The organism is Rhodococcus coprophilus NBRC 100603 (assembly GCF_001895045.1).
Classification (GTDB): Bacteria; Actinomycetota; Actinomycetes; order Mycobacteriales; family Mycobacteriaceae; genus Rhodococcus; species Rhodococcus coprophilus.
Genome location: NZ_BDAM01000011.1, coordinates 161740 through 187658, shown reverse-complemented (window position 1 = coordinate 187658; position 25919 = coordinate 161740). Strand labels below are relative to the sequence as shown.

General features: G+C 68.2%; 30 protein-coding genes. 9 read left to right on the top strand and 21 right to left on the bottom strand.

The features are described 5' to 3' along the window. The 5 genes from RDCOP1_RS19455 to RDCOP1_RS19435 all read left to right on the top strand — a co-directional run bounded on the left by RDCOP1_RS19455 (position 1) and on the right by RDCOP1_RS19435 (position 3954). Positions 1–1182, top strand: coding sequence for an inorganic phosphate transporter (locus tag RDCOP1_RS19455; RefSeq protein ID WP_072704365.1), 1182 nt, complete (start codon positions 1–3; stop codon positions 1180–1182). Next, positions 1179–1442, top strand: coding sequence for a hypothetical protein (locus RDCOP1_RS19450; RefSeq protein ID WP_072704360.1), 264 nt, complete (start codon positions 1179–1181; stop codon positions 1440–1442). Before RDCOP1_RS19455 ends, RDCOP1_RS19450 begins: the two co-directional genes overlap by 4 nt. A 117-nt stretch (positions 1443–1559) precedes the next feature. Further along, a complete protein-coding gene (locus tag RDCOP1_RS19445; RefSeq protein ID WP_072704357.1) occupies positions 1560–1859 on the top strand; it encodes a DUF3349 domain-containing protein in 300 nt (99 codons plus the stop codon). 13 nt (positions 1860–1872) lie between these two features. Next, positions 1873–3021, top strand: a complete 1149-nt coding sequence (gene menE, locus RDCOP1_RS19440; protein ID WP_072704355.1) for an o-succinylbenzoate--CoA ligase — start codon at positions 1873–1875, stop codon at positions 3019–3021. A 63-nt stretch (positions 3022–3084) separates the two neighbouring features. Then, complete coding sequence (locus RDCOP1_RS19435) at positions 3085–3954, top strand: 1,4-dihydroxy-2-naphthoate polyprenyltransferase (RefSeq protein WP_072704352.1); 870 nt, start codon at positions 3085–3087, stop codon at positions 3952–3954. Between the two features lie 43 nt (positions 3955–3997). Here the strand turns inward: RDCOP1_RS19435 and RDCOP1_RS19430 are convergent, their stop codons facing one another. The 5 genes from RDCOP1_RS19430 to RDCOP1_RS19410 all read right to left on the bottom strand — a co-directional run bounded on the left by RDCOP1_RS19430 (position 3998) and on the right by RDCOP1_RS19410 (position 6826). Next, positions 3998–4390: a phage holin family protein gene (locus RDCOP1_RS19430; RefSeq protein WP_072704349.1), complete on the bottom strand. Its 393-nt coding sequence runs from the start codon at positions 4388–4390 to the stop codon at positions 3998–4000. A gap of 43 nt (positions 4391–4433) precedes the next feature. Then, on the bottom strand, positions 4434–5012 hold the full coding sequence (locus RDCOP1_RS19425; protein WP_072704696.1) for a Clp protease N-terminal domain-containing protein: 579 nt from the start codon (positions 5010–5012) through the stop codon (positions 4434–4436). A gap of 5 nt (positions 5013–5017) precedes the next feature. Beyond that, complete coding sequence (locus RDCOP1_RS19420) at positions 5018–5233, bottom strand: HTH domain-containing protein (RefSeq protein WP_072704346.1); 216 nt, start codon at positions 5231–5233, stop codon at positions 5018–5020. Positions 5234–5315: 82 nt separating this feature from the next. Continuing rightward, positions 5316–6428, bottom strand: a complete 1113-nt coding sequence (gene cds1 / locus RDCOP1_RS19415) for an L-cysteine desulfhydrase Cds1 (protein WP_072704343.1) — start codon at positions 6426–6428, stop codon at positions 5316–5318. Further along, positions 6425–6826, bottom strand: a complete 402-nt coding sequence (locus RDCOP1_RS19410; protein ID WP_072704341.1) for a DUF4229 domain-containing protein — start codon at positions 6824–6826, stop codon at positions 6425–6427. The genes cds1 and RDCOP1_RS19410 overlap by 4 nt, the downstream gene beginning before the upstream one ends. 197 nt (positions 6827–7023) lie before the next feature. Here RDCOP1_RS19410 and RDCOP1_RS19405 point away from each other — a divergent pair, with 197 nt between their 5' ends. After that, complete coding sequence (locus RDCOP1_RS19405) at positions 7024–7233, top strand: BldC family transcriptional regulator (protein ID WP_072704338.1); 210 nt, start codon at positions 7024–7026, stop codon at positions 7231–7233. A gap of 212 nt (positions 7234–7445) precedes the next feature. Next, entirely contained in the window at positions 7446–7643 is a 198-nt protein-coding gene (locus tag RDCOP1_RS19400) for a hypothetical protein (RefSeq protein ID WP_072704335.1), read from the top strand. Positions 7644–7650: 7 nt separating this feature from the next. Here RDCOP1_RS19400 and RDCOP1_RS19395 read toward each other — a convergent pair whose 3' ends face one another. From RDCOP1_RS19395 to hemL, 7 genes are all read right to left on the bottom strand, one after another. After that, complete coding sequence (locus RDCOP1_RS19395; protein ID WP_072704332.1) at positions 7651–8607, bottom strand: MinD/ParA family ATP-binding protein; 957 nt, start codon at positions 8605–8607, stop codon at positions 7651–7653. Between the two features lie 52 nt (positions 8608–8659). Continuing rightward, positions 8660–9634 carry a c-type cytochrome biogenesis protein CcsB gene (ccsB, locus tag RDCOP1_RS19390; RefSeq protein ID WP_072704329.1) on the bottom strand — a complete coding sequence of 325 codons (975 nt, stop codon included), beginning with the start codon at positions 9632–9634 and terminating at the stop codon, positions 8660–8662. After that, positions 9631–11322 (bottom strand): cytochrome c biogenesis protein ResB, encoded by a 1692-nt coding sequence (gene resB / locus RDCOP1_RS19385; RefSeq protein ID WP_072704326.1) that lies wholly within the window; start codon positions 11320–11322, stop codon positions 9631–9633. The genes ccsB and resB overlap by 4 nt, the downstream gene beginning before the upstream one ends. Then, the gene (locus RDCOP1_RS19380) at positions 11319–12137 is read right to left on the bottom strand and encodes a cytochrome c biogenesis CcdA family protein (RefSeq protein ID WP_072704693.1); all 819 of its coding nucleotides are present in this window, start codon (positions 12135–12137) and stop codon (positions 11319–11321) included. The genes resB and RDCOP1_RS19380 overlap by 4 nt, the downstream gene beginning before the upstream one ends. Positions 12138–12187: 50 nt before the next feature. After that, positions 12188–12790 carry a TlpA disulfide reductase family protein gene (locus RDCOP1_RS19375; RefSeq protein WP_072704323.1) on the bottom strand — a complete coding sequence of 201 codons (603 nt, stop codon included), beginning with the start codon at positions 12788–12790 and terminating at the stop codon, positions 12188–12190. Next, positions 12787–13437 carry a histidine phosphatase family protein gene (locus RDCOP1_RS19370; RefSeq protein WP_072704320.1) on the bottom strand — a complete coding sequence of 217 codons (651 nt, stop codon included), beginning with the start codon at positions 13435–13437 and terminating at the stop codon, positions 12787–12789. The genes RDCOP1_RS19375 and RDCOP1_RS19370 overlap by 4 nt, the downstream gene beginning before the upstream one ends. Before the next feature lie 90 nt (positions 13438–13527). Continuing rightward, positions 13528–14853 (bottom strand): glutamate-1-semialdehyde 2,1-aminomutase, encoded by a 1326-nt coding sequence (hemL, locus tag RDCOP1_RS19365; protein WP_072704317.1) that lies wholly within the window; start codon positions 14851–14853, stop codon positions 13528–13530. 126 nt (positions 14854–14979) lie between these two features. On the opposite strand from hemL, the gene RDCOP1_RS19360 reads away from it, so the two are divergent. Continuing rightward, positions 14980–16926: an acyl-CoA dehydrogenase family protein gene (locus RDCOP1_RS19360; protein WP_072704314.1), complete on the top strand. Its 1947-nt coding sequence runs from the start codon at positions 14980–14982 to the stop codon at positions 16924–16926. Here RDCOP1_RS19360 and RDCOP1_RS19355 read toward each other — a convergent pair. The 9 genes from RDCOP1_RS19355 to RDCOP1_RS19315 all read right to left on the bottom strand — a co-directional run bounded on the left by RDCOP1_RS19355 (position 16908) and on the right by RDCOP1_RS19315 (position 24755). Next, positions 16908–17111 carry a heavy-metal-associated domain-containing protein gene (locus RDCOP1_RS19355; protein ID WP_072704311.1) on the bottom strand — a complete coding sequence of 68 codons (204 nt, stop codon included), beginning with the start codon at positions 17109–17111 and terminating at the stop codon, positions 16908–16910. The genes RDCOP1_RS19360 and RDCOP1_RS19355 overlap by 19 nt on opposite strands. A gap of 39 nt (positions 17112–17150) precedes the next feature. Next, positions 17151–17642: a transport-regulating membrane protein Mce1N gene (mce1N, locus tag RDCOP1_RS19350; protein WP_239537301.1), complete on the bottom strand. Its 492-nt coding sequence runs from the start codon at positions 17640–17642 to the stop codon at positions 17151–17153. Positions 17643–17854: 212 nt separating this feature from the next. After that, a complete protein-coding gene (locus RDCOP1_RS19345; RefSeq protein WP_231922903.1) occupies positions 17855–18388 on the bottom strand; it encodes a hypothetical protein in 534 nt (177 codons plus the stop codon). Beyond that, positions 18385–19362, bottom strand: coding sequence for a porphobilinogen synthase (gene hemB / locus RDCOP1_RS19340; RefSeq protein WP_072704304.1), 978 nt, complete (start codon positions 19360–19362; stop codon positions 18385–18387). The genes RDCOP1_RS19345 and hemB overlap by 4 nt, the downstream gene beginning before the upstream one ends. 44 nt (positions 19363–19406) lie before the next feature. Beyond that, positions 19407–20972: a bifunctional uroporphyrinogen-III C-methyltransferase/uroporphyrinogen-III synthase gene (locus tag RDCOP1_RS19335; RefSeq protein ID WP_072704301.1), complete on the bottom strand. Its 1566-nt coding sequence runs from the start codon at positions 20970–20972 to the stop codon at positions 19407–19409. Between the two features lie 63 nt (positions 20973–21035). After that, positions 21036–22046, bottom strand: coding sequence for a hydroxymethylbilane synthase (gene hemC, locus RDCOP1_RS19330; RefSeq protein ID WP_072704298.1), 1011 nt, complete (start codon positions 22044–22046; stop codon positions 21036–21038). Then, positions 22043–23464, bottom strand: coding sequence for a glutamyl-tRNA reductase (locus RDCOP1_RS19325; RefSeq protein WP_072704295.1), 1422 nt, complete (start codon positions 23462–23464; stop codon positions 22043–22045). The genes hemC and RDCOP1_RS19325 overlap by 4 nt, the downstream gene beginning before the upstream one ends. Then, positions 23461–24306, bottom strand: coding sequence for a redox-sensing transcriptional repressor Rex (locus tag RDCOP1_RS19320; protein ID WP_072704292.1), 846 nt, complete (start codon positions 24304–24306; stop codon positions 23461–23463). Before RDCOP1_RS19320 ends, RDCOP1_RS19325 begins: the two co-directional genes overlap by 4 nt. A gap of 158 nt (positions 24307–24464) precedes the next feature. Then, on the bottom strand, positions 24465–24755 hold the full coding sequence (locus RDCOP1_RS19315) for a glutaredoxin family protein (protein ID WP_072704289.1): 291 nt from the start codon (positions 24753–24755) through the stop codon (positions 24465–24467). Between the two features lie 208 nt (positions 24756–24963). Between RDCOP1_RS19315 and RDCOP1_RS19310 the strand changes: the two genes are divergently transcribed. Continuing rightward, entirely contained in the window at positions 24964–25917 is a 954-nt protein-coding gene (locus RDCOP1_RS19310) for an HAD family hydrolase (protein WP_072704287.1), read from the top strand. The last annotated feature ends 2 nt before the right edge of the window (positions 25918–25919 follow it).

Below are 25919 nucleotides of genomic sequence, written 5' to 3'. Positions count from 1 at the left end.
GTGACCGCAGAGTTCGTTGTCCTACTGGTAGTGGTCGTCACTGCCCTCGCATTCGATTTCACGAACGGCTTCCACGACACCGGCAACGCAATGGCCACGTCCATCGCCACCGGAGCGTTGAAGCCGAAGGCGGCCGTCGCACTGTCGGCGGTCCTCAATCTGATCGGTGCGTTCCTCTCCGTCGAAGTCGCGGCCACCGTCGCAAAAGGCGTCGTCGATCTGGGAACCGTCGGCGGTGAGGACCTTCTGCTGATCGTCTTCGCCGGTCTTGTCGGCGGCATCCTCTGGAACATCGCGACCTGGCTCTTCGGTCTTCCGTCCAGTTCGTCGCACGCGCTGTTCGGCGGCCTCGTCGGCGCCGCGCTCGCGTCCATCGGCGTGCAGGGCGTGGTGTGGGACGGCGTTCTCGGCAAGGTTCTCCTCCCTGCCCTCCTCGCTCCCGTCATCGCGGCTCTCGTCGCCACCGTCGGCACCTGGTCGATGCGCCGGCTCACCCGTGAGATCTCCGAGGAACGCCGCGACCGCGGATTCCGGCTGGGGCAGATCGGCACCGCGTCGCTGCTCTCGCTCGCGCACGGCACCAACGACGCCCAGAAGACGATGGGGGTGATCTTCCTGGCGCTCGTCGCCCACGGCAGCATCACCGCGGACACCGAAATGCCGTTCTGGGTGAAGTTCGCCTGCGCGGTCGCCATCGCGCTCGGCACCTACCTGGGCGGCTGGCGCATCATCCGGACCCTCGGCAAGGGACTCGTCGAGATCGCCCCGACCCAGGGGCTCGCGGCCGAATCCTCGTCGGCGGCGATCATTCTGACGTCCAGCCACTTCGGCCTCCCGCTGTCCACCACCCACGTCGCCACCGGCTCGATCCTCGGCACCGGCCTCGGTACCAAGGGCGCCGAGGTGCGCTGGGGCGTCGCCGGCCGCATGGTCGTCGCGTGGCTGATCACGCTCCCGAGTGCCGCGCTCGTCGGCGCCCTGTGCTGGGCGCTCGCCCACGTCATCGGGGGCCTCGCGGGCGTTCTCGTGGTCTTCACGCTGCTGTGCGGACTGTCGCTCTACATGTGGCTGCGCTCGCGCAAGGAACCGGTCGACGCCTCCAACGTGACGGCGGAGTGGGACGGTTCGCTGGTCCCCGCCGGAACCACCCCCGAACCCGTCGTCCAGGAAGGCCGCCCGTGAACCTGCTGACCCACACCTTGGATTCGCTGTGGCAGGTAGTGCTCGTCGGGCTCGTCCTCGGGGCCGGGCTGCCGTCGCTCTTCGCGCTCGGCGTGCGGTCGCTGCACGCCGGCCGTTCGTCGGACGAGAGTGCGCTGCAACCCCTCGGTATCGCGGGCGCGGTCGTGTGCTTCGCAGTCGTGGCCATCGCCGTCATCTGCGGGATCCTGCTTCTGACCGCAGACTTCCTGTCGGGCACCTTCGGTATCCACGTTTTCTGACGTCGCGTTCCCTCGTCGCAGGGTTTCGGCTGGAAGGAGTGCAGTGACCCCGAACACGGTCCTCACGCGTCGTGCCCGGTCCTGCGCGATGCACGGCGGCCTGCCGAGCAGGTCGCGATGATTCTTCCGCCGTTCCTCACATCCATCGTGGAGTGGCTCCGCGCGGGTTACCCGGATGGGGTTCCCGAACAGGACTACGTTCCGCTTTTCGCGTTGCTGTCCCGGCGACTGTCCGAGGAAGAGGTCGATCAGGTCGCCGACAGGCTCGTCGAAGACGGGGACCTCCCCATCGACAAGACCGACATCGCTGTTTTCATCACCAAGATCACCAACGAGATGCCGTCCGATCGCGACATCGACCGCGTCCGCCGGCACCTCGGCACCGGAAGCTGGGACCGGACGGACCACGATCTGTGAGCGCATCCCCCGCATGACCGCCCTGCTGAAGACACTCACCGTCCCGTCGGGCGATGCCGTCCGCACACTGCTGCCGACCCTGCATCGACTGCTCGACGGCAGCTCTCCCCCGCTGCTCCCCGTTCCCGCGGGAGACACCCGGGAGACGCGGAGGCTCACCGACGCCCTGCGCCCCGGCGAACCGATCGACGAGAGCATCGGCCTGGTGGTGGCGACCTCGGGTACGACAGGTGTCCCGAAGGGAGCGCAACTCACCCCGGCCGCGCTCCGGGCGAGCGGAGAGGCCACCCACGCGCGCCTCGGCGGCACCGGTGCCTGGTTGCTGGCACTGCCTGCCCACCACATCGCGGGAATGCAGGTCCTGCTCCGCAGCGTGCTGTCCGGAACCGAGCCCGCCGTCGTCGACGTCTCCCGCGGGTTCGATCCGGGACTGCTTCCCGACGCGGTCGCGGCGATGTCCGGCCCGCGCCGCTACACCTCGCTCGTTCCCGCCCAGCTGATCAAGGCACTCGACCATCCCGGCGCACGGGCGGCACTCGCAGAGTTCGACGCGATCCTGCTCGGCGGCGCGGCCACCCCCGCCTCGGTGCTCCGCCGCGCGCTCGACGCCGGATTGAAGGTCGTGCGTACGTACGGGATGAGCGAGACGTGCGGGGGGTGCGTGTACGACGGTGTCGCCCTTCCGGGTGTGCGGGTGCGCGTCGGGGAGGACTCACGGGTGTGGCTCGGCGGGTCGGTGCTCGCTTCGGGGTACCGCGGACTGCCCGATCATCCGGCATTCGCGGATTCCGGCTGGTTCCGAACCGACGACGCAGGGGTCCTCGACGACGGGGTGCTCCGGGTGCTGGGCCGGCTCGACGAGGCCATCTCGACCGGCGGACTGACCGTCGTGCCGCAGGTCGTCGAAGCCGTCCTGACCGAACACCCCTCGGTGCGGGAGGTCGCGGTGATCGGCCTGCCCGACGAGCGGCTCGGGCAGCGGGTGACCGCGATCGTCGTCGCCGCGGACGGTGCGATACCCACACTGGAGTCGCTGCGCGAGCACGCTGCGGCGGCCCTCGATCCGACGGCGGCACCGAGGGAACTGCACGTCGTCGAGGCCCTTCCCGTCCGCGGGCCGGGCAAGGTCGATCGTCGCGCGCTCGTCGCACGCTTTTCGTAGCGGCGCTACCCGCGCGCGTACGGGTGGTGAAACCCGTCGGCGCCGAAGTGCGAAGATCGATGCATGGCAACCGCTGGTCACTGGATCGAAGGCGCTCGTCCGCGCACCCTCCCGAACGCGATCGCACCCGTCTTCGCGGGCACGGGCGCGGCCGCAGCCCTCGGCGAGGCCGTGTGGTGGAAGGCGCTGCTCGCGCTCGTCGTCGCGCTGGCGTTCGTGATCGGCGTCAACTTCGCCAACGACTATTCCGACGGTGTCCGGGGCACGGACGACGACCGCGTGGGTCCGGTCCGGCTCGTCGGGTCGGGTCTCGTGGCGCCCGCACTGGTCAAACGGGCGGCGTTCACGTGCTTCGGGATCGGTGCGGCGGCGGGAATCGCGCTGGCACTGACGAGTGCGTGGTGGCTGATCGTCGTCGGCGCCCTGTGCATCGCCGGCGCCTGGTTCTACACCGGCGGTCGCACGCCGTACGGCTACAACGGGCTGGGCGAAGTTGCCGTGTTCGTGTTCTTCGGTCTGGTCGCGGTGCTGGGCACGCAGTTCGTGCAGGCGGGCCGCGTCGACTGGGCCGGGCTCGCGTGTGCGGTCGCGGTCGGTTCCTTTTCCAGCGCGGTCCTGGTGTCGAACAACCTCCGTGACATCCCCACCGACACCGTGACCGGCAAGCACACGCTCGCCGTCCGGCTCGGCGATGCCCGCACCCGGGTCCTGCACCTCGTTCTCGTGGCGGTGCCGTTCGTGATGTCGGTGGCGCTCGTCGCGGCGACCCCGTGGGCGCTCGCCGGCCTGCTCGCGGCCCCGTTCGCGGTGCGCGCCAATGCGCCGGTCCGGTCCGGGGCATCGGGGCTCGATCTGGTTCCGGCCCTGCGCGACTCCGGCTTGGCGATGCTGGTGTGGGCGGCCGCGACAGGACTGGCGCTGGCCTTGGGCTGAGCGCCGTTCCGGGCGGTCGCGCGACCGCCCGGAGCGGGCGTCCTCAGCTGCGGTCGGGTACGGCCAGGCCGAGGACGAAGTTGACGAGCGAGATGATGATCGCGCCCCAGAAGGCGGACCAGAATCCGGCGATGGTCAGTCCGTAGTCGGTGAATCCGCTGAGCCATGCGGTCAGCCAGAGCATGAGCGCGTTGACGACGAGGGTGAACAACCCGAGGGTGAGGATCACCAAGGGCAGCGACAGCATCTTCACAATCGGCTTGACCAGTGCGTTCACGGCGGTGAAGATCACCGCGAGGACGAGGAGCGTGCTGATCGTGCGGAGATCCGTCGGGGACCCGCCTCCGGGTTCCGTGACGTAGATGCCGGATACCAGTTGGGCGGCAAGCCACAGGCCGATCGCGTTGATGATCAACCGCAATACGAGTGAAATCATGCAGCCACTGTGGCACACCTGCAGTGGGACGGTCTCGGAGGTTTCAGGCAGCGGCGTCGAGATGGTCGATGACGCGTTGCCGCAGTTCGTCACGGCCGATGTGCGGGGTCACGAGAGCGGCGATCGACGGGTCGTCGCCGCGGAGCAGCCCGAGCAGGACGTGCTCGGCACGGATGACCCGCTCGTGACGGGCGACTGCTTCCCGGAGGGACAGTTCGAGTGCCTTCTTGGCACCTTTGTCGAACGGGATGCGGCCGAGCCTGCCCCAGAGGTTCTTACGTCCGGCGCCCTCGGCTCCTGACGGATCGGGGTCGAGGACGCCTTCGCCGAACGACTCCTCGAGCCGCGACTTCACCGCGTCGAGATCGATGCCGATCGCATCGAGTGCGGCGGCATCGTCGGCACCGAGCGCGTCGCCGGATGCTTCTGCGGCGCAGTCGGATCGGAGCGCGTCGAGCGTGAGTCCCGCATCGGCCAGCAGGGTGCGTAGAGGTTCGTCCGCGCTGACGGCGGTTCCGAGAAGCAGGTGCGACGCGTGGATGCGCGGTTCGCCCAGCCGTTTCGCCTCGGACTGCGCGGCGACGACCGCGGACCGAGCGCTGTCTGCAAATCTTTCGAACATGACGATCACCTGCGCTTCCGGTTGTGCTTCTGGTGGACGGCCTGCCTGCTCACTTCGAGTTCGTCGGCGATGGCCTGCCAGGACCATCCCTGATTCCGCGCGTTCTCGACCTGGACCGTCTCGAGCCGCTCGAGCAGTCGTCGTAGTGCACGGACCGCCCGGAGACCCACTTTCGGGTCGGGGCTCGCGGCAGATGCTGCGAGGTCGGCGGTTTCGGTCATGCTGTCAATGTAGGTTGACAACACGGGACACGTCAATAGATGTTGACAGACCCGCAGAGAATCGACCGGCTACAGCGCTCGGTCACATGCCTGTGCCGGGCCTCCAGAATCCGGTGGCGAAGAACTTGTCGAGCACGGCACCCGGCTCCGCGAGGTCCATCGAGTGAGCCGCGATCCAGTCGTCGGAGAAATACGTGTCGCTGTAGCGTTCCCCGCCGTCGCACAGCAGGGTCACCACGCTCCCCCGGCGGCCGTCGGCGAGCATTTCGGCCAGCAGCCCGAACGCTCCCCACAGATTGGTGCCCGTCGACCCGCCGACGCGGCGGCCGAGCGCGTCGCTCGCGTGCCGCATCGCGGCGATCGAGGCCGCGTCGGGAACCCGGATCATGCGGTCCACGACCTGCGGGACGAACGACGGTTCCACACGCGGCCTGCCGATGCCTTCGATACGGGACGGCATACCGGTGGTGTAGTCGGCAGAGCCGGTCTCGTAAGCGCCGAAGAACGCGGAATTCTCCGGGTCGACCACTGCCAGGCGCGTCCGGTGCCGGCGGTACCGGATGTATCTGCCCAGAGTCGCGCTGGTTCCGCCGGTTCCCGCACCGACGACGATCCAGTCCGGAACCGGATGCTGCTCGAGCCGCAACTGGGAGTAGATGCTCTCGGCGATGTTGTTGTTCCCGCGCCAGTCGGTCACCCGTTCGGCGTTCGTGAACTGATCCATGAAACATCCGCCGAGTTCGTCCGCGAGGCGGCGCGCCTCGCTGTACATCTCGGGCGGGCTGTCGATGTAGTGGCAGCGGCCGCCGTGCGCCTCGATCAGCGCGACCTTCGCGGGCGACGTGGTGCGCGGCATCACCGCGACGAAGTCTAGACCCAGCAACTTTGCGAAATAGGCCTCGCTGACCGCGGTGGACCCGGACGACGCCTCGACGATCGGCGTGCCCTGCCTGATCCAGCCGTTGCACAGGCCGTACAGGAACAGCGACCGCGCGAGACGGTGCTTGAGGCTGCCCGTGATGTGGGTCGACTCGTCCTTGAGATACAGCTGGACGTCCCATTCGGCCGGAAGGGGATATCGCAGGAGGTGGGTGTCGGCGCTGCGCTGGGCGTCGGCCTCGATCAGCCGGACAGCGTTGTCCACCCACTCACGCGACTCGCTGCGGTCGACGACGGTGACGTCCGCATCGGTCACCGCCGGCCCTCACCGCGCAGCCGGTTCTCCAGATCTTCTCGGTCGGTCCGGCGGCGCTCGTCGACGGCGGCGATGCCTTCGTTGACACGGCGCCGGAGCGACTTGAAGAGCACCAGCGACAACGGGAGCGCGATGAGCACCGCGAACAGCACGGCGACCAGGAGCGGGATCTCGACCCCGAAGGCGCGCGGGACGTACAGGATGACCAGGGCGAGCACCGCGACGAGCCCGAGACGCGCGAGCGAGTACAACGCCACGTCGCGGACGAGGCTGCCCGTTCCGGACGCGCGCACGGCACCGTCGACGCGGTTTTCGGACGCGGGGCGTGAAGTGCCTTCGGAGCGGCTATCCGAGGAGGAGTCTTGTTCCGGGGAGTGCTTTCGGCGTTCGTCGTTCACCTGACCAGGGTAACCGCCTACGCCGGAGGGCCTCGGCACTCGGACCGCTGGTAGTCGGCCGCTCGTCCGTTTTGTCTATTACTTCCGCTTTACCAACGGCTGACCGTTCGAGCAACCAGGGGTTCCGGTGCAACCATGTCCTAGGACAACACGATCGAACACCTCGATCACGGCAATCCAACCGGGAGGATTTCAACATGAGTGCACCCACTTTCAACGGCGCCAAAGAATCCCTGCTCACTCCGGGCCAGGTGGCAGCTCTGTTCCACGTGGATCCGAAGACGGTCACGCGCTGGGCGCATGCGGGTCGGCTGGGTTCACTCCGGACACCTGGAGGACACCGCCGCTTCCGCGAGTCGGAAGTGCTCACGTTGCTTCGTTCCCTGACGACCGAAGCCACACGCTGACCCTGCGTCGCTGACAATCCCGCAGGTTCACCCCTTGTAGCGGACCCGACCGCTGCTCGGAATCTGCGGTTGCGCACCACCACCGGATACGCCCCGCACCGGGCTACCACCCGTCCCAGCGGGCACAACTCCGGGACGCATAGACTGTGGGAATGTAGGACTGCCGGCACCGGATCCCCCCGACGGTGCCGTCCACGGCAAGGAGGTGCGTAGTGCTCTACCTGTTGGCCCTCATCGGCGCAGTGACACTGGCCGTTTTGCTGTGGAAGGCATACGGGCCCCGTTCTTCGACCCCCACCCGGGTCGTCGGTCCCGACGACGACCCCGAGTTCCTGTGGAAGGTCGACCGCGAAGTACGTCGCCGTCCGCCGGACGATTCCGCGCAGGACACCGGCGAAACCGGGAAGTGACGATCACCTAGGACGAGGAGAAACCGGCAGCGACGTCGGCTGCGAGTTCGAGCAGAGCCCGCCGGGTACCGTCCTGCAGACGGTCCAGATCGATGTCCGCGCCCTCCTCCAGATGCGGATCGAACGGCAGCACGTGCACCGCGCGGCATCGCAGCGCGAAATGTCCTACGAGCCGGTCTAGATCGACTTTCCCTGAGCGTGGCCGCACCGCGTTGACCACTGCGACGGATCCCGCGACGAGATCCCGGTAACCGTGTGCCTCGAGCCAGTCGAGCGTCGCCGAGGCGCTCTGCGCGCCGTCCACTGATCCAGAACTGATGACGATCAGGGTGTCCGCGTTTCCCAGAATCGAGCGCATCGCCGAATGCATGAGTCCGGTTCCGCAATCCGTGAGCACGATGCTGTAGAAGCGTTCGAGGACGGCAAGGGTGCGCTCGTAGTCTTCTCCGCTGAATGCTTCCGATACCGCCGGGTCCGTATCCGAAGCGAGAACCTCCAGCCGATGCGAGTTCTGCGACATGTACTCGCGGACGTCGGCGTAGGTGACGAGCCGCTGTTCGTCGCGCAGCAACGTCCGGACAGTCGCGGTGGTCTCGCCGCCGATCTTCTGGCTGAGCGTCCCGCGATCCGGGTTCGCGTCCACCGCGACGACCCGATCCCCGCGAAGCGCAGCGAACGTCGATCCGAGGGTGACCGTGGTGGTCGTCTTCCCGACGCCGCCCTTGAGGCTCAGCAACGCGATCCGGGAACAGCCGTGCGAGGGCGTGCGCACTCTTTCGACGAGTTCGCGGCGGCGTTGCTCGCGGGCGCCGTCACCGATCGTCAGGAGGCCACCGGTCGCCCGGAACACGGCACGACGCCATCCTTTGCGCGGCGGTGAGGCCACCGGGCGGACGAGAAGCGATGCGTCGAGATCCAGTGCGGTCGGCCGTTCCGCCCCTGGTAGCTGCGTTCCGTCCCCCACCGCGTCTCCCCCCGCCGTTCGTGTGCGACGGCGAGACGATAGCAGGGTCGGGTCAGTTCAGCCCGGCGTACGAGTGCAAGCCCGACACCACCATGTTGATGATGAACAGGTTGAACAGCATCGCCACGAAGCCCGCGACGTTGATCCAGGCCGCGCGGGTGTTACGCCAGCCCGAGGTGGCACGCGCGTGGAGGTACGCGGCGTAGATGACCCAGGTGATGAACGAGACGGTTTCCTTCGGGTCCCAGCCCCAGAACCGGCCCCACGCCGCTTCCGCCCAGATGGCGCCGAGGATGATACCGGCACCGAACAGCGGGAAGCCGATGATCGTCGTGCGGTAGGCGAGGCGGTCGAGCGTCTGGGCGTCGGGAAGACGCTGAGCGATCGAGGCGAACACCCCACTGTGCGCTTCGCCCTTCGGGAACCGGATACGCAGGAGGAACAGCAGGCTCGCGACGCCGGAGACGAGGAAGATGCCGCTTCCGACACTGATGATCGTGACGTGGATGGGGAGCCAGAACGACCGCAGGGCGGGCACCACAGGCGCGGCGTCGGCATACAGCACAGTCGCGGCGAGGAACATCAGGATGAGCACCGGGACCAATACGTACACCCACATGATCCGGTAAGAGGGCTTGCGGAGCACCACGAGACCGAAGACGATCGCAGTCGCACACGCCATCGCGACGAACTCGTACATGTTGCCGAGCGGGAACCGCTCGGTGGCCAGGCCGCGCAACACGATGGACGCGATCTGAAGACCTGCGACCACGAAAACGAGTGCGCGTCCCATGTTGCCGAGGCGCTGGGAGAGCGGGCGGGCATTCGACTCGGGAACCCGGCCCGGCCCGTCGAGGGGAGCATTACCCGAGGGGACCAGCACACGTTCGCGCTCGCGCTCGGCGACGGCGTCGGCACGGTACGTCGCGTACTCGGCGACCAGCAGGATCAGTGCGAGTACCAGTACCGCGAATGCGGACTCGAAGGCCCAGTCGCTGTACTGCCCGAGTGTCTCGTTGAGTGTCATGCCTTTTTCTCCTGTGCCGCCGAGGCGGAGGCGATGTCGTGTGCAGCGTTGACGTGCGTGGGGGAATGCCCGAGGAGGCGCTCGACCAGGCGGTCGAACTCGTCGCCCCATCCGGCCTGGTCGGTACGCGCGAGCCCACCGACCTCTACTACAGTTCGTCGTTTACCGTCTGCCACTGTACCGTCCGGGTACACCCGGACCCATATTCTCCGCCGTTTCACCACCAGCGACACCAGCAGGCCCGCCATCATGGCGATCGCGGCCACCAGCACCCACTGCTGCGCCGGGTCGTGCGACACCTGCAGGTTCACGAAGTCGACGGCACCGTCGAAACGCACCTGCGTGCCGTCCGCGAGGGTCACGCTCTCCCCCGGCATGAGGTTCACGCGATCCTGTTTGACGAGACGTCCCTGGTTGATCAGTTCCTTGTTGAGGGAGAACAACGACTGGGGACTACCGGTATCGAGACCGGCTTCGCCCTTGTAGACGTCGATCGCGACCGCTGGGTCGAGCATCGCGGGGAACACCGACGACAACAGCGTGCCGTGGAACGAGGCGGTGGGAGCGAACAGTCCCTCGATCGCGATCTGGTTCTTCCGACGCTCGTCCTGCTCGGTGAACATGTCGCCCGGCGGGTCGAAGCGCATCGCGCCACTGCTGAGGAACGTCGTGGCGTCTTCCGGCGCCCATTGCAGCGTCTCGGTGCGGGTCTCGCCGTTGGGCCAGGTAACGGTGAACGTGGGCGCGTAGCCGTGTCCCTGGAGGTACACGCGGTCGCTGCCGACGCGCAGCGGGTGGTTGACCTTCAACTGGGCATCGCGCCAGGTGTCGGACGAGAGGTCGTCGCCGTACTGGTATTCGATGTTGGAGGTGAACATCTCGGCCTGGCCGTTGTCGAGGTAGTCGGCCGAGAAGTCGTTGACGCGCACGCACATCGGGTTGAGCCCCGTGCCGTCGAGGTTCACGCCCGCGATGAACGAGTCGAACGCCGCCGGCGAGGTCGTGCAGAATTCCTCGCCGTTCGCGACGACGATGCGCTGTCCCTCGTAACCGAGGAGCTTGCCGATCGCGACCGCCGCGAGCAACGCGACGAGTGAGATGTGGAAGACCAGGTTCCCGACCTCCCGGAGATACCCCTTCTCTGCCGAGAGGGTCAGCTCGCCGTCACGCGCGCGGGGTCCGCCCTCACGACGCTCGACCTTCCATCCGCGCAACTGGCCGCGCACCCGCTCGACCACCGCGTCGGGTGCGTCGTCGACCGTCGTCTCGACGTGGTGGGGCAGGCGGGCGAAGTTGCGCGGCGCCGGAACCGGCGGGGTGCGCAGGGCGCGATAGTGCGCCACGCAGCGGGGCAGGATGCACCCGACAAGCGAGACGAACAGCAGGACGTAGATCGCGGTGAACCAGAAGCTGCCGAACACGTCGAACAGTTCGAGCCGGTCCATGAGCGGGCCGAGCGTCGGTCGGGCGGCGATGTACTCGTCGACCTTGCCGGCGTTGAGACTGCGCTGCGGCAACAGCGCGCCGGGAATCGCGGCGAGCGCGAGCAGGAACAACAGCACCAGCGCCGTCCGCATGGAGGTCAGTCCGCGCCAGGTGTTGCGTACGAGAGCGAACGCCTTCCCGGCGGGGCTCTGGCGCGGCGGTGCGGGCTTCGGCGCGGGAGCGGACGTGTCTGTAGCGGTCATACTGGCAAGATCACTTCCGAGATGAAGGCGTCACGAACCCAGGACACGAACACGTCCCATGCCCCGGTGACGAGAGCGATTCCGACGACGATGAGCAGCACGCCGCCGACGATTTGCACGGTACGCGCATGCGTACGCAACCAGCCCACTCCGCGCAGGGCTCTGGCCGACCCGAGCGCGAGGACGATGAACGGCAGACCCAGACCGAGGCAGTAGGCCACGATCAGGGTCACACCGCGGGCTGCGGTCGTGCCCTCGGTACCTGCCGCCAGCGAGATCACGCCGGCGAGCGTCGGGCCGAGGCACGGAGTCCAGCCGAGCGCGAACACCGCGCCGAGAAGCGGAGCGCCGGCCAGACTGGAGATGCGCCGGGGCTCGGGACGGGTGTCGCGCTGGAGCGCCGGGATGAGTCCGATGAACACCAGTCCCATGACGATGGTGACGACGCCACCGATGCGCATGAGCAGTTCGCGGTTGACGGCGAGCGCCGAGATCGCCCCGAAGACCGATGCCGTCGCCAGGACGAAGACCACGGTGAAACCCAGGACGAACAGTGCGGCAGCACCGGCGACACGCAAGCGGCCGTCGTCACGGACCTTGGTGGTGCGTGCACCCGCCTGGTCCGCTGTGACGGCCGGCGCCTCGGCGCCGACCACACCCGCGAGATACGACAGATAGCCGGGGACGAGGGGAACCACGCACGGCGACGCGAACGACACGAGACCGGCGAGCATGCACGCTCCGATGGCGAGCAGAAGCGGCCCGGAAAGCGCGGTGTTCTGGAAAGTTTCGCCGACACCGGAAGCCAGTACCACCTCAGCAGTACCCCGCCACAGCACATCCGCGCCCGCTGCCCCGCTCACAGCTACCCTTCGTCCGATTCGGCCGCGACCCGTTCCACGACGGGTTGCAGGTCGCTCGCCAGCAGTTCGGTGAGGAACACGGCCGCGACGCGGTGGTCGCGGTCGAGGACGACGGTGGTCGGCACGACGGAGGTCGGATAGTTGCGCCCGAGCGCGAGGAGCGAGCGCATCGACGGGTCGTAGATCGACGGGTAGCCGACCTGCTGGGACACCACGAAATCCTGGGCCTTGTCGCGCTGGTTGTCGCGGACGTTGATGCCGAGGAACTCGACTCCGAGGTCCTTGGTCTGCTCGTAGACCTCTTCCAGGTCGTCGGCTTCGTTACGGCACGGCGCGCACCACTGGCCCCACACGTTGAGCACGACGACCTGCCCGGCGAAGTCCTCGAGGGAGATCGTGGTGCCCTCGTTCATGAGGTCGTCGCCGGACAGTTCCCCCAGGGTCCCGCGCTCGGCGGGCGGGTCGTAGAAGATGCGGGTCTGCCCGCCCGGCGAGACGAAGTCGAACGTGCCGCCGGTTGCGACGGCATCGTCTCCGGTCGCGCACGACGAGAGAAGCCCGGCACCCAGCAGTGCCGCGCAGAACGCCACGAACGCTTTTCTCATGCGCCGTGGACGGTCGGGTCGGATGCGCCGGCCGGCTCGGAGTAGACGAGATCGACCAGGGTGTCGCCCTCGTAGACGAGCGAGGTAAGCGAGGCGAGGGAGCACTGGCGGTGACGCGGGTCGTGCCACAGGCGTTCGCCCTCGAGGAACCGACGCAGCGTCCACACCGGCAACTGGTGGCTCACACACACGGCTTCGCGACCGACGGCGGCAACGCGGGCGGCATTGACCGCCGCGAGCATGCGATGCGCGATCTGCAGGTAGGGCTCGCCCCACGACGGGGTGAACGGATCGCGGAGCTTCCACCAATGCCGGGGCTTGCCCAGCGCACCGTCGCCCACCGACACCTTGAGGCCCTCGAAGTCGTTGGCGGCTTCGATGAGGTTCTCGTCGGTGCGGATGGTGAGTCCGTGCTTTTCCGCGATGGGACCGGCAGTCTGCTGCGCACGCTCGAGCGGCGACGCGACCACGTGCGCGATGTCGTGGTCGGCGAGGGATGCCGCGACGGCCCGGGCCTGCGCCTCACCGGTCGTCGACAGCCGGAATCCGGGGAGACGGCCGTACAGGATGCCGTCGGGGTTGTGCACCTCACCGTGCCGGAGCACGTGCACGATGGTGCGGGTCTCGGACTGGGCGGCTTCGGTCACGTGAGTATTCCTCGGGGTGATGGGCGGAGTGAGCGGGCGGGTGGGTCGTTCTACGGGCGGGTCGTCTTCGGGTCGGTCATCCGGCGGTAGTCACGGTGCGGTCGCGGCGGCGGCTGCGCGCGCCGCGTGCGGCAGCGCATCGGCGATCCGGGAGAACGCGTCATCGTCGAGAGCGGACGAGACGAACCACGTCTCGAACGCGCTCGGCGGGGCGTACACGCCGTGCTCGAGCAATGAGTGGAAGAACGCGGGGAACCGCCAGGTCTGCGCGGCTTTGGCCTCCTCGTAGTTCGTCACCGGGTCCTCGGTGAAGAACACGCTGAGCAGGGTGCCTGCGTTCTGGATGCGGTGCGGAACGCCCTCGGAGGCGAGCGCCTCGCCGAGCAGGCGGCCGAGCGTCGCGGCGTTGCGGTCGAGCGTCGCGTACACCTCGGCGTCCGCGGCGCGCAGGCTCGCGAGACCGGCGGCGACGGCGACGGGGTTACCGGAGAGGGTGCCTGCCTGATACACGGCGCCTGCGGGGGCGAGGTGTGCCATGACGTCGGCGCGGCCACCGAAGGCCGCGGCCGGCAGTCCGCCGCTCATCACCTTGCCGAACGTCATCAGGTCGCCCGCGACCCCGTCGATGCCGTACCAGCCGGTGGAGCTCGCGCGGAATCCCGTCATCACCTCGTCCATGATCAGCAGCGCGCCGTGCTCACGGGTCAGCGCCCGCAGTCCCTCGTTGAAGCCGGGGAGCGGGGGCACGGTGCCCATGTTGCCGGCGGCTGCCTCGGTGATGACCGCGGCGATCTCACCGCGGTTCGCCTCGAACACGGCGCGCACGGCGTCGAGATCGTTGTAGGGGACCACGAGTGTGTCGCCCGCCTGCGCTCCGGTCACGCCGGGCGAGGTGGGCAAGCCGAAGGTGGCGAGCCCGGAGCCGGCGTCGGCGAGGAGGGCATCCACGTGACCGTGATAACAGCCGGCGAACTTCACAATTTTGGATCGGCCGGTGAATCCGCGCGCCAGACGCACCGCGCTCATGGTGGCTTCGGTACCGGAGTTGACGAGCCGGACCTCTTCGACGGGAGCGATCCGGGCGACGATTTCTTCGGCGAGTTCGACCTCGCCGGCGGTGGGCGCACCGAACGACAAGCCGGATCCGGCGGTCGTGCGCACGGCTTCGACGACGGCCGGATGAGCGTGTCCGAGGATCATCGGCCCCCAGGAACACACCAGGTCGACGTAGGTATTGCCGTCGACGTCGGTGAGGGTGCAACCCGAACCCGAGGCGATGAAGCGCGGCGTGCCGCCCACTGATCCGAAGGCGCGGACGGGAGAATTGACACCGCCGGGAGTAACCTTCGATGCCCGCTGGAAGAGTGCGGCTGATCGGGTGTCGCGGGCGGGCGAGGCATCGGGGGTCGCAGTCACGACTTCCAGTGTCCCAGTTTCGCCGGATTTGCCAAAAAACCGGTTGCCCAAACCTGTTGTGTTTCTTCTCCCTGAGCGTAGGTAAAGGCTCCCCTTTCGCGGTCGCAGCATCCTAGGGTCGATGCCATGCCGACCACAGCCGAACACCTCCGCACCGCGCTCGACGGCGCGTGGCACGACGCCCGTGACCGCGCCCGCACCGATCTCGCCCACGACGCCTTCGCGCCGCATTACACCCCGGACCTCGAGAAGGCCCGTGCCATCACTCTCGATCAGATGAAGATCCTGGCGGAGCGGGGCTACGCGGCGTCCGGCTTCTCCGTCGAGTCGGGCGGCACCGGCGACCCCGGTGGCGCGGTCGCGTCGATCGAGATGCTCGCCATGTCGGATCTGTCGCTCATGGTCAAAGCGGGAGTGCAGTGGGGTCTGTTCGGCGGCGCCATCGAGAACCTCGGCACCGAGCGGCCCCACGCGAAGTACATCCGGCCGCTGATCGACCTCGATCTGCTCGGATGCTTCGCGATGACCGAGACCGGGCACGGCAGCGACGTCCAGGCTCTGGAGACCACCGCGACGTACGACCCCGAGACCCAGGAGTTCGTCGTCCACTCCCCGACTCCGTCCTCGCGGAAGGACTACATCGGCGGGGCCGCGCAGCACGCCAGGGTCGCGGCGGTGTTCGCTCAGCTGATCACGCAGGGTGAGTCCCAGGGTGTGCACTGCTTCGTGGTTCCGATCCGCGACGAAGACGGCAACGACCTGCCCGGGGTGACGACCTCGGACTGTGGGCACAAGGGCGGCCTGCCGGGCGTCGACAACGGGCGGATCATGTTCGACTCGGTGCGCATCCCCCGCGAGAACCTGCTCAACAAGTATTCGGACGTCGAGCCGGACGGCACCTATGTCTCCTCGATCGACAATCCGAGCCGCCGGTTCTTCACCATGGTCGGCACGCTCGTGCGCGGCCGCGTCACCGTGGGTGGGTCCGCCGGAGCAGCGGCGCGGGTCGCGCTGACCATCGCGACGACGTACGCGGAGAAGCGCCGGCAGTTCGATGCGCCCGGCCGGGACGCGGAGGTGCCGATCATGGATTATCTGGTCCATCAGCGCCGCCTGCTTCCGCTGATCGCCCGGTCCTACGCGCTGGGGTTCGCCCAGAACGAGTTGCTCGGCACGATGAACCGGCTGCAGTCGATGTCGCTGAAGGACCTCGATCCGCAGGAGCAACGCGAACTCGAGGGTCGTGCGGCAGGCTTGAAGGTCGCCAATACCTGGCACGCGTCGCGGGCGATCCAGGAGTGCCGCGAAGCCTGCGGCGGGGCGGGTTACATGGCGGAGAACCGGCTAACCGCTCTGCGCGCCGACGTCGACGTGTTCACCACGTTCGAAGGTGACAACCACGTCCTCACCCAGCTCGTGGCGAAGGAACTGCTCACCTCCTACGCCGACGAGGTCCAGGGCATGAGCCCGGTCGAGTGGATGCGCTTCGCGGCGACGACGATCTCCGACGTGGTCAAGAAGCGCACCGCCGCGCAGCAGATCATCCAGACCTTCGTCGACACCCGGCAGGACAACGAGGAGGACGGCAGCCTCTTCAACCGGGGCACGCAGCTCACCATGTTCGAGGACCGTGAGCAGTATCTGATCTCGACTGCGGCGCGGCGTCTCCAGGCCGCCATGAACCGCGAGGAGAACGCGTTCGACGCGTTCAACTCCGTTCAGGATCACGTCCTGCACGCCGCCGAGGCGCACATCGATCGCGTTGTGCTCGAAGCGTTCGTCGCGGCGATCAGCGATTGTGCGGACGAAACAGCATGCGGACTGCTGTCGGAACTGTGCGACCTCTATGCCCTCACCGTCATCGACGGGGACAAGGCCTGGTTCATGGAGCACCGGCAGTTGTCCGTCGAGCGGGCGAAGGCGGTCACGCGCGGTATCAACGAGCGGTGCCGCACCCTCCGGCCGCATGCGCTGACGCTGGTCGAGGGCTTGGGCGTGCCGGACCATCTGCTCGGTTCGGCGATGCTCGATCGAGAGGGCGCGATGGTTCCGCTTCAGGACGCGAGCGTGTAACCCGCTTCGTCGACAGCGGCGGCGACGGCATTCCGGTCCGGTTCGTCGCCGCTGTCCACGACGAGCTGTCCGGTCTCGAGGTCGGCCTTCGCGGCGGTCACGCCGTCGAGCGCACCGACCTCTTCTTCGACTGCGGCGACGCAGTGTCCGCAAGTCATGCCTTCGACGCGGTAGGTGGTCTGCATGGGTGTTCCTTTCGGCAGGGGACCCAGCCGAATATACCCCTAGGGGGTACCTTCCTCGGAAACGAGATCCTCTAGCCGCGTGCGCAGTCCGTCCGCATTCTTCGCCCATGCGCGTACCAACCCGCCCCCGCGCAACCGCAGGCCGACGGCCGTGCGCCCCCGGGGCACACCGGAGAGTTCGCCGAGCGTGCGCGCCGACTCCCACCGGTCGGGTTTCCACGGGTCCGCCGACGGCGGCAGCACGGCTTCTATTTCGTCCACCGGAAGTTCCTCGGTGCCCTGCCGCAGCGTCGCCGGAGTCAGCTCGACGCTGACGTGCCGCTTGGCGGCGACCACCATCGGATAGGCGAATCCCGCGAGCAGGACGGCGATCACCGGCAGCGCCACCCAGTGCACGACCGGTCCGGTGGCGATCTCCACGACCAGACCCACCGCACACAGGAGCGGGCCGTAGGCCACCGTCCTCCAGTGACCACCGGGCTCGTAGAACAGCGGCACCGTGATGTCGCCGGCCGCGGAAGGGCCGCTCAAGCTGCGAGCACTCCGGGTATGACGATCAGCAATGTGGTGACCAGGCCGAGCACACCGATCAGAGCGATCAGGACCAGTTCGCGTCGACGCCCGTAGGGCCGCGGTTCCACCTGCATGACGTCCTCGAGGTCGACGGGAGACGGCCGGTACAGCCGTCGATGCCAGCGCTCACCGTACTATCCCCGAACCCCGATTCGCACCTGGTGACGCGCCTAGTTTTCGGGCAGCCGGAGGAAGAAGTGGTTCGATTCCTTCCGGTGCATCAGCACGATCGCACCGACGGTGAGTACGGCTTGCACGATGCCGACGAAACCGAGTATCCAGCCCAGGGTTCCGCCGCCGACCCCCACGCCGAACACCGTCGGCAGGGTGGACAGCGACATGAACACACCGAGCAGCGTCAACAGCATTCGCGCCCAGTTCTTTGCGCGCCGTATCTGCCTGACCACCAGATACAGCAAGCCGATGACCGCAAGGCCGAGCGCGGCGGTGAGCCCGACGAGCAACGGAACCGCAGATTCCAACTGCTCGGTGGAGACGCCTTCGAACGCCGGATCCTGCGCCATCTCCACCATGAGATCGACCAGTTCGGTACGCCTGGCCACCATGTCGACAAGGCTCGCGACAAGCGTCACTACGGCGAGTCCGAGTACTCCACACCACAATTGGTACGCCGTCGTGATGTCGGCGGGAACAGGGCGTTGCGACGGCCGCACCGGCATCTGCGGCGGAACGGGAAAGCTCACGACAACCGCCCCGCGACCTCTGCGGCCCAGTAGGTGAGCACGATGTCGGCACCCGCCCGGCGGATACCGACCAGCGACTCGAGGATCGCGGCGTCACGATCGATCCATCCGTTCGCGGCGGCCGCGGAGATCATCGAGTACTCCCCCGAGATCTGGTACGCGGCGACAGGCACCGGCGACCGGTCGGCCACTTCCCGGAGCACGTCGAGGTACGACATCGCGGGCTTGACCATGACCATGTCGGCGCCTTCGGCGAGATCGAGGTCGACCTCGTACAGCGACTCGCGACGATTCGCCGGATCCTGCTGGTACGTACGGCGGTCCCCTTCGAGGGACGAGCCGACCGCCTCCCGGAACGGGCCGTAGAACGCGGAGGCGTACTTCGCGGCATAAGCGAGCTGGCCCACGTCCTTGTACCCCGCGTCGTCGAGCGCCTCCCGGATCGCGCCGACCTGCCCGTCCATCATGCCGCTCGGTCCGAGCAGGTGGGCACCGGACTCCGCCTGAACCACAGCCATTTCCGCGTACCGCTCGAGCGTCGCGTCGTTGTCGACGACGCCCGAGTCGGTCAGCACTCCGCAATGCCCGTGGTCGGTGAACTCGTCGAGACACGTGTCGGCCATCAGCACCGTCGCATCACCGAGTTCGCTGCGCAGCGACCGCAGAGCACGATTGAGCACACCGTTCTCGTCGGTCGCACACGTCCCGCGCGCGTCCTTGTCCTCGGGGCGGGGCACTCCGAAGAGCATGAGACCGCCCACGCCCGCCTCGACCGCGGCGGACGCCGCCGAGATCAGCGACTCTGCCGTGTGCTGGTACACCCCGGGCATCGACGTGATCTCGCGAGGCTCCGAGATGCCGTCGGCCACGAACATCGGCAGCACGAGATGCCGCGGTTCCAAGGAGGTTTCGGCGACCAGACGACGCATCGCCGGTGTGCTGCGCAACCGGCGCGGACGGATCTCGGGAATCATCGGACGACATCACCTTCCAGGACGGACACGACGGCACACACGGATCAGCGCCGGGCTCGGGACTTCTTCCGCGGCGGAGGCAGCGCACCCTCGGAGCGCAACCGGGCCGCGTGCTCCGCCAGAGCCTCGACCAGCGGACCCACCTGCGCCGTCTCGGGCTGCACGTCGACGCGCAGTCCGAACTCGATCGCGGTCTCGGCCGTCTTCGGGCCGATGCACGCGACGATGGTGCGCGCGTGGGGCTTTCCTGCGATACCCACGAGGTTGCGGACCGTGGACGACGACGTGAAGCACACCGCGTCGAACCCGCCGGTCTTGATCATCTCGCGGGTCGAAGCCGGCGGCGGCGCCGCCCGCACGGTGCGGTAGGCGGTGACGTCGTCGATCTCCCAGCCGCGTTCGCGAAGTCCCTCGGCGAGGGTCTCGGTCGCAATGTCGGCTCGCGGCAACAGCACCCGGTTCACGGGATCGAACACGTCGTCGTAGGGCGCGAACTCGGCCAGCAGACCCTCGCTGGACTGCTCACCGCTCGGAACCAGTTCGGGGATGATGCCGAACGAACGCACCTTGTCGGCGGTCGCCTGACCGACGCACGCGATCTTCACACCCGAGAACGCGCGCGCGTCGAGGCCGAACGCCTCGAACTTCTCCCACACCGCGCGCACCGCGTTGGTCGAGGTGAACACCACCCACTGGTAGCGGCCGTCGACGAGTCCCTTGACCGCGCGTTCCATCTGCGCGGGGCTGCGCGGCGGCTCGACCGCGATCGTCGGCACCTCCATCGGAATGGCGCCGTGCGTGACGAGACGATCGCTCATCTCCCCGGCCTGTTCCTTGGTGCGCGGCACCAGCACGGTCCAGCCGTACAGGGCGCGCGACTCCCACCACGACATCTTGTTGCGCTGCGAGACCACCTTGCCGACGGTCACGACCAGCGACCCGACGAGTTCGGAACCCGCGTCGTTGAGTGTCGCGAGGGTCGCCTCGACGGTGCGCTGCTGACGGGTGGTGCCGCGCACGGTGATGGCGGCCGGTGTCTGCGGCGCCAGTCCGTGCTCGACGAGCGCGCTCGCGGTCTCGGCCAGATGACCCGAGGTGGCGTGCAGCACGAGCGGACCGGGAGCCGCGGCGAGCGCAGCCCAGTCGACCTCGCCGCGCACGTCGACCTCGGTGTGGCACGACCCCAGGGCCATGCCCGCGTAGCTCGGCACCGACGACCCGGCGGGCAGACCCGGCAGGACCTCGAAGACGACCTGGGTACGGGCAACCGCATTGACCTCGGCGATCACCGAATCGGTCGTCAGCGGGTCGCCGGCGACCAAGCGCACGACGTCGCGTCCCGCCTTGGCTTCCGCGACGAGCGTCTTGGCAACCTCGGCCGGCTCACCGAGTGCGGGCCGGACCTCGGCGATCGGCTCGCCGGTCTCCGGATCGTTGCCGTGATCGGTCCCGACGAGCGCGACGACGCCCTTGTCGACATCGGGGTCGGTGAAGGCGATGGTGGCACCCGTGAGCACGTCGTGCGCGCGCACGGTGAGCAGTGCCGGATCACCCGGTCCCGATCCCACGAACAGGATCCGTCCGGGGGTGTTCTTACGGACTCGGCTCATCGGTCATTCTCCAGTGCGGTCAAATCTGCGGTAAGGGAAAAATCGGGGAACAACTCGGCCACGTCAATCATCCGCCGTGGCCTGTTCGGGAACTATGCCGTCTGCGACCATCAGGCCCTTGGCGCCGAGGTCGAGCAACTCGCGGGCCACCGCACGACCGAGTTCCTCGGCACGCTCGGGTGCGCCGACCGCGCTCGCACGCAGCACGTCCGATCCGTCGAGCGCGGCGGCGCAGCCGCGCACCGACAACTCCTCGAACACCCGTCCGTCGTCGTCGATCGACGAGACGATTTCGGCGAGCGCCCCGACGGGGGCTGTGCAGCCGGCTTCCAGTTCGGCGAGCAGGGAGCGTTCCGCGATCACCGCGGCGTGGCTCGCCGTGTCGTCGAGGGGCGTGACCAGCGCGATGGTCTCGGGGTCGTCGGCGCGGCATTCGACGGCGAGAGCACCCTGCGACGGCGCGGGCAGCATCTGGACCGGTTCGAGTGCCTCGGTGACCCGATCCAGCCGGCCGATCCGCGACAGGCCTGCGCGTGCGATCACGATGGCGTCGAGTTCACCGGAATCGACCTTGCCGATGCGGGTGTCGATGTTGCCGCGCAGCGGCTCGAGCCCGAGACCCAGTCCGAGTGCGGCAAGCTGCGCGCGGCGGCGGGGCGCCGACGTGCCGACCTTCGATCCGGGGGGCAGCTCACCGAGCACGAGTCCGTCGCGCGCGACAAGCGCGTCACGCGGATCCTCGCGCGGCGGGACTGCCGCAACGACGAGCCGGGGGTCCTGGAAGGTGGGCAGGTCCTTGTAGGAGTGGACCGCGATGTCGACATCGCCGTTCAGCAGGGCTTCGCGCAGCTCGGCGGTGAACACGCCGACTCCGATGCGCTGGACCGGTCCGGGCGTGACATCACCCTTCGTCGTGATGATGACGAGTTCGGCGGGATGACCGGCGGCCACCAGCGCGTCGCGCACCGTGCCGGCCTGGGTGGTGGCGAGCACACTGCCGCGGGTGCCGATCCGCAAGGTGCGGCGTGGCCCGGGTGCGTCGATCCGGGTTGCCGATGCGGCCTCGGTGCTCATGCCTTGCCGTCCTTTCGTGGAGCCTGCAGCTCCGTGGTGAGAGCAGGATCGAGTGCGGCGGACAGGTCCGTCGCGGTGGTCGGGTCGGTGAGCGACCCGAGTTCCTTGGTAGGGGTGGCGACTGCGTCGACCGCGCCGGGACGCAGTTCGAACAGCTCACGCAGAGCCTCCGCGTACTGGTCGCCTCCGGGAGTCGATGCGAGTTGCTTGACCCGCACGGTCGGCGCGTGCAGCAGCTTGTCCACCACTCGCCGCACGGTGCGGGCGACCTCGTCGCGCTGGCCGTCTTCGAGATCCGGCAGGCGGGAGTCGAGGCGCATCAGTTCGCCCTCGACGACCTCGGCTGCGCGCTGACGCAGCGCCGTGACCGTCGGCGTGACCTCGGCGAGGCGCTGCGCCGTGAGGTACTGCGAAAGTTCGGACGCGACGATGGCGCGCGCGGCCTCCGCATCGGACGAGGCGGCGCCGGCGGCAGGGTCGCGTTGCAGCGACTCCATGTCGAACACGGTGACTCCGGGGAGACCGGCGACGGCCGGTTCCACGTCGCGGGGAAGACCGAGATCGCAGATTGCGAGGGGGCGTTCGCCGCGCCCGGGTTGGGCGAGCGCGCGGTGGGCGTCGGCGAGGGTGACGACCGTGCCGACCGCGCCGGTGCAGGTCACCGCCACATCGACCTGCGACAGCGCCGACGCGAGGTCGTCGAAGGCGACGACATCGGCCTCGACGCCGTTGGCACGTGCCGTCTCGGCAAGACGCTCGGCGCGCTCCCGGGTGCGGTTGGTGAGGACGATCCTGCCGATGCCGGAACGGGTGAGATGAGCGACGGCGAGGCCACCCATCGCGCCGGCACCGATGACCGCCGCGGTGCGGCCCTGCAGACCGCCGCCGAGGAAAGCAGCTGCCTTGTCGAGGGCCACCGAGACCACCGAGGCACCGGCGGAGTCGATCCCGGTCTCGGTGTGCACCCGCTTACCGACGCGCAGCGCCTGCTGTGCGAGTTCGTGCAGGATGCGGCCCGCGGCCTGCTGCGCGTCGGCCGACGCGTAAGCGGTGCGGATCTGCCCGAGGATCTGCTGTTCGCCGACCACCATGGAGTCGAGTCCGCTCGCCACCGAGAACAGATGCTCGGCCGCCGCTTCGCTGTACCTGACGTAGGCGTGCTTCTGGAGTTCGGTCAGGTCGAGCCCCGAGTGCTCGGCGAGCAGTTCGCCGACCGTCGACAGCGCGCCGTGGAACGCGTCGACCACGGTGTACACCTCGACCCTGTTGCAGGTCGAGACGATCATGGCCTCGGAAATGCGGTCCGACGCCATCATCTTGTCGGTGAGCTTGGGGCGGTCGGTATCTGCGACGGCCACCTTCTCGAGAATCGAGACCGGAGCACTCCGGTGCGAAATCCCGACGAGGAGAACACTCACGGGGCGATCACCGATCCGTTTCTGGTCACAGCCGGCCCGAGCGGGCCCGCCTTACCTGTTTGGGTTCGCCGGGCGGACCTCTGTGTGGACACTCGCGTCAGACCGGACGCCCGGGTGCCGTCAGCGGTTCTGACGAGTTCGTCGTGACGGGTGCTGTTGAAGGAGAGCACCTGCATCTCCACCGCGAGGTCGACGCGACGCACCTCGACGTGGGCGGGGACGGCAAGTTCGATCGGAGCGAAGCTCAGCACGCTCCGTACACCGGAACGCACGAGCAGGTCGCACACGTGCTGCGCGACTTCTTCGGGAGTCGCGACGACGCCGATGGTGGCACCGAGTTCGCGGGCGTCCTCTTCGAGCACGTCGACATGCCGGACGACGAGGTCGCCGACCCGGGTTCCGACGATCGTGGGATCGGCGTCGAACAGACCCGCCATGGTGAATCCGCGACGGTCGAAGCCGGGATAACGGGCGAGCGCGCGGCCGAGGTTGCCGACACCGACGAGCACCACGCGGTGACCGCGGTCGAGGCCGAGAGCATTTTCGATCCGGGACTGGAGACGCACCACGTCGTATCCGACGCCGCGTACACCGTTCGGTCCGAGGAACGACAGATCCTTGCGCAGCTTGGCCGAACCCACCCCCGCCGCGGACGCGAGTTCCTCGCTCGACACGATGAGAGTGCCCGCCTCGGCGAGCGCTCCGAGGACCCGCAGATAAGTCGCGAGACGCGTCACAGTAGCCTGGGGTATATCCCTCACCGGGACAACGGGAGCGGCACCCCCGCCGGAGTCGGCGGTACCGCGGGCGTCCTCGCCCTGCGGTGGGTGCAACTGCGTCACGTTGTGGCTCCTCGTCCGGCCTGTGGACACACGTCTGGCCTCACGGTGATCCGGGGATTTCGTTCACCCCACGGTAACCGCTTGTGAAGCCATGCACAAAGTTGCTCGAAGGCCCTCGAATGTGCTTCTCACCTGCGCGACGGCCGACGACGGCCCACTCAGCGGGCGAGATCGGCGCGCAGCCGCTCCTCGTCGACCTCCCAATAACTGTGCTCCCGCCCGTCCAGCAGAACCACGGGCAGACGGTCGCCGTATTCGGCACGAAGTTCGGGATCCCTTGCGGCCGCTTCGTCCACATCGATGCAGGTGACCCGCAGACCGAACTCTTCACAGAGCTGTTCGAGCTGAGCTCGCGCCGGTCCGCACGCACCGCACCCGGCGCGGACCAGAAGCGTGACGTCGTGATGGAGTGCGGACGCGTCCGCGGCGCGGGAACGATCATCGGTCATGCGTCCACTGTGCGCCATCGGCTGTCGAGATGAACGTCACACCCTCATCTACGTGTTGTTCCCTCCGTGTCGTTCCCTACCCGGGTGCGTGTGACGTTCGGGCTACGCTGGGCGCGGGTCGCCCGTGATCATGGACGGGTGTGAGGACCCGGCCGTCGCGACACCGGAGGTGCGAGTGCCAGCAGGTTCGTTTCCCTACGGTTGGGGCATGGGTGAAACATGGGCGCGGATCATCCGGCCCGGCCGGCGACTGCTGTCGCGGAAGTTCGGGCCGAGCGAGGAAGAGGTCCGCGCCAATCTTGCGGGTGAGGCGAGCGCCGATGCCGCCCTCGCGATGCAGGAGTCCCGAACCGAGCCCGAGCCCGATCTCGAGGCCGCTCCCGTCGCCCGCGATCTCACGGCGGCCGCATTCTTCGACGTCGACAACACCATGGTGCAGGGCGCGTCGATCATCCACTTCGCACGCGGACTCGTCGCGCGTGACTACTTCTCGAAGTCGGACCTGTTCGAGTTCGCGTGGCAGCAGGTCAAGTTCCGCGTCACCGGCAAGGAGAACGCGCACGACGTGGCGATCGGCCGCGACAAGGCGCTGTCCTTCGTCCAGGGCCGTTCCACCGAGGAGTTGCGACGACTCGGCGAGGAGATCTACGACGAGATCATCGCCGACAAGATCTGGGCCGGCACCCGTGCGCTCGCGCAGATGCACCTCGACGCCGGTCAGCAGGTGTGGCTGGTCACCGCCACCCCGGTCCAGCTCGCGGACGTCATCGCGAAACGCCTCGGCCTGACGGGTGCGCTCGGCACAGTCGCGGAAGCGGAGAACGGCCGGTTCACCGGGCGGCTCGTCGGCGACATCCTGCACGGTCTCGGCAAAGCGCACGCGGTGCGCGCCCTGGCCATCGGTGAAGGTCTCAATCTGAAGCGGTGCACCGCCTATTCCGACAGCCACAACGACCTGCCCATGCTTTCGGTCGTGGGCACCGCCGTGGCGATCAATCCCGATCCCGATCTCCGGCAGGTCGCGCGGACACGGGGCTGGGAGATCCGCGATTTCCGCACGGGCCGCAAAGCCGCGAAGGTGGGCGTTCCCACCGCGCTGGGCCTCGGCGCGGCAGGCGGTGCGGTGGCCGTGATGGTCGGACGCCGCCGCGACCGCAACTGACC

Bases quoted from the DNA above. Each gene is read 5' to 3' on its own strand.
- RDCOP1_RS19405 (WP_072704338.1), top strand. From the start codon at position 7,024: ATGAGTGCACCCACTTTCAACGGCGCCAAAGAATCCCTGCTCACTCCG.
- RDCOP1_RS19315 (WP_072704289.1), bottom strand. From the start codon at position 24,755: ATGACCGATGATCGTTCCCGCGCCGCGGACGCGTCCGCACTCCATCAC.
- RDCOP1_RS19335 (WP_072704301.1), bottom strand. From the start codon at position 20,972: ATGAGCCGAGTCCGTAAGAACACCCCCGGACGGATCCTGTTCGTGGGA.
- RDCOP1_RS19430 (WP_072704349.1), bottom strand. From the start codon at position 4,390: ATGATTTCACTCGTATTGCGGTTGATCATCAACGCGATCGGCCTGTGG.
- ccsB (WP_072704329.1), bottom strand. From the start codon at position 9,634: ATGACACTCAACGAGACACTCGGGCAGTACAGCGACTGGGCCTTCGAG.
- hemB (WP_072704304.1), bottom strand. From the start codon at position 19,362: ATGATTCCCGAGATCCGTCCGCGCCGGTTGCGCAGCACACCGGCGATG.
- RDCOP1_RS19445 (WP_072704357.1), top strand. From the start codon at position 1,560: ATGATTCTTCCGCCGTTCCTCACATCCATCGTGGAGTGGCTCCGCGCG.
- RDCOP1_RS19310 (WP_072704287.1), top strand. From the start codon at position 24,964: ATGGGTGAAACATGGGCGCGGATCATCCGGCCCGGCCGGCGACTGCTG.
- resB (WP_072704326.1), bottom strand. From the start codon at position 11,322: ATGACCGCTACAGACACGTCCGCTCCCGCGCCGAAGCCCGCACCGCCG.
- RDCOP1_RS19360 (WP_072704314.1), top strand. From the start codon at position 14,980: ATGCCGACCACAGCCGAACACCTCCGCACCGCGCTCGACGGCGCGTGG.
- RDCOP1_RS19355 (WP_072704311.1), bottom strand. From the start codon at position 17,111: ATGCAGACCACCTACCGCGTCGAAGGCATGACTTGCGGACACTGCGTC.
- hemC (WP_072704298.1), bottom strand. From the start codon at position 22,046: ATGAGCACCGAGGCCGCATCGGCAACCCGGATCGACGCACCCGGGCCA.
- menE (WP_072704355.1), top strand. From the start codon at position 1,873: ATGACCGCCCTGCTGAAGACACTCACCGTCCCGTCGGGCGATGCCGTC.
- RDCOP1_RS19375 (WP_072704323.1), bottom strand. From the start codon at position 12,790: ATGAGAAAAGCGTTCGTGGCGTTCTGCGCGGCACTGCTGGGTGCCGGG.
- RDCOP1_RS19435 (WP_072704352.1), top strand. From the start codon at position 3,085: ATGGCAACCGCTGGTCACTGGATCGAAGGCGCTCGTCCGCGCACCCTC.
- RDCOP1_RS19425 (WP_072704696.1), bottom strand. From the start codon at position 5,012: ATGTTCGAAAGATTTGCAGACAGCGCTCGGTCCGCGGTCGTCGCCGCG.
- RDCOP1_RS19420 (WP_072704346.1), bottom strand. From the start codon at position 5,233: ATGACCGAAACCGCCGACCTCGCAGCATCTGCCGCGAGCCCCGACCCG.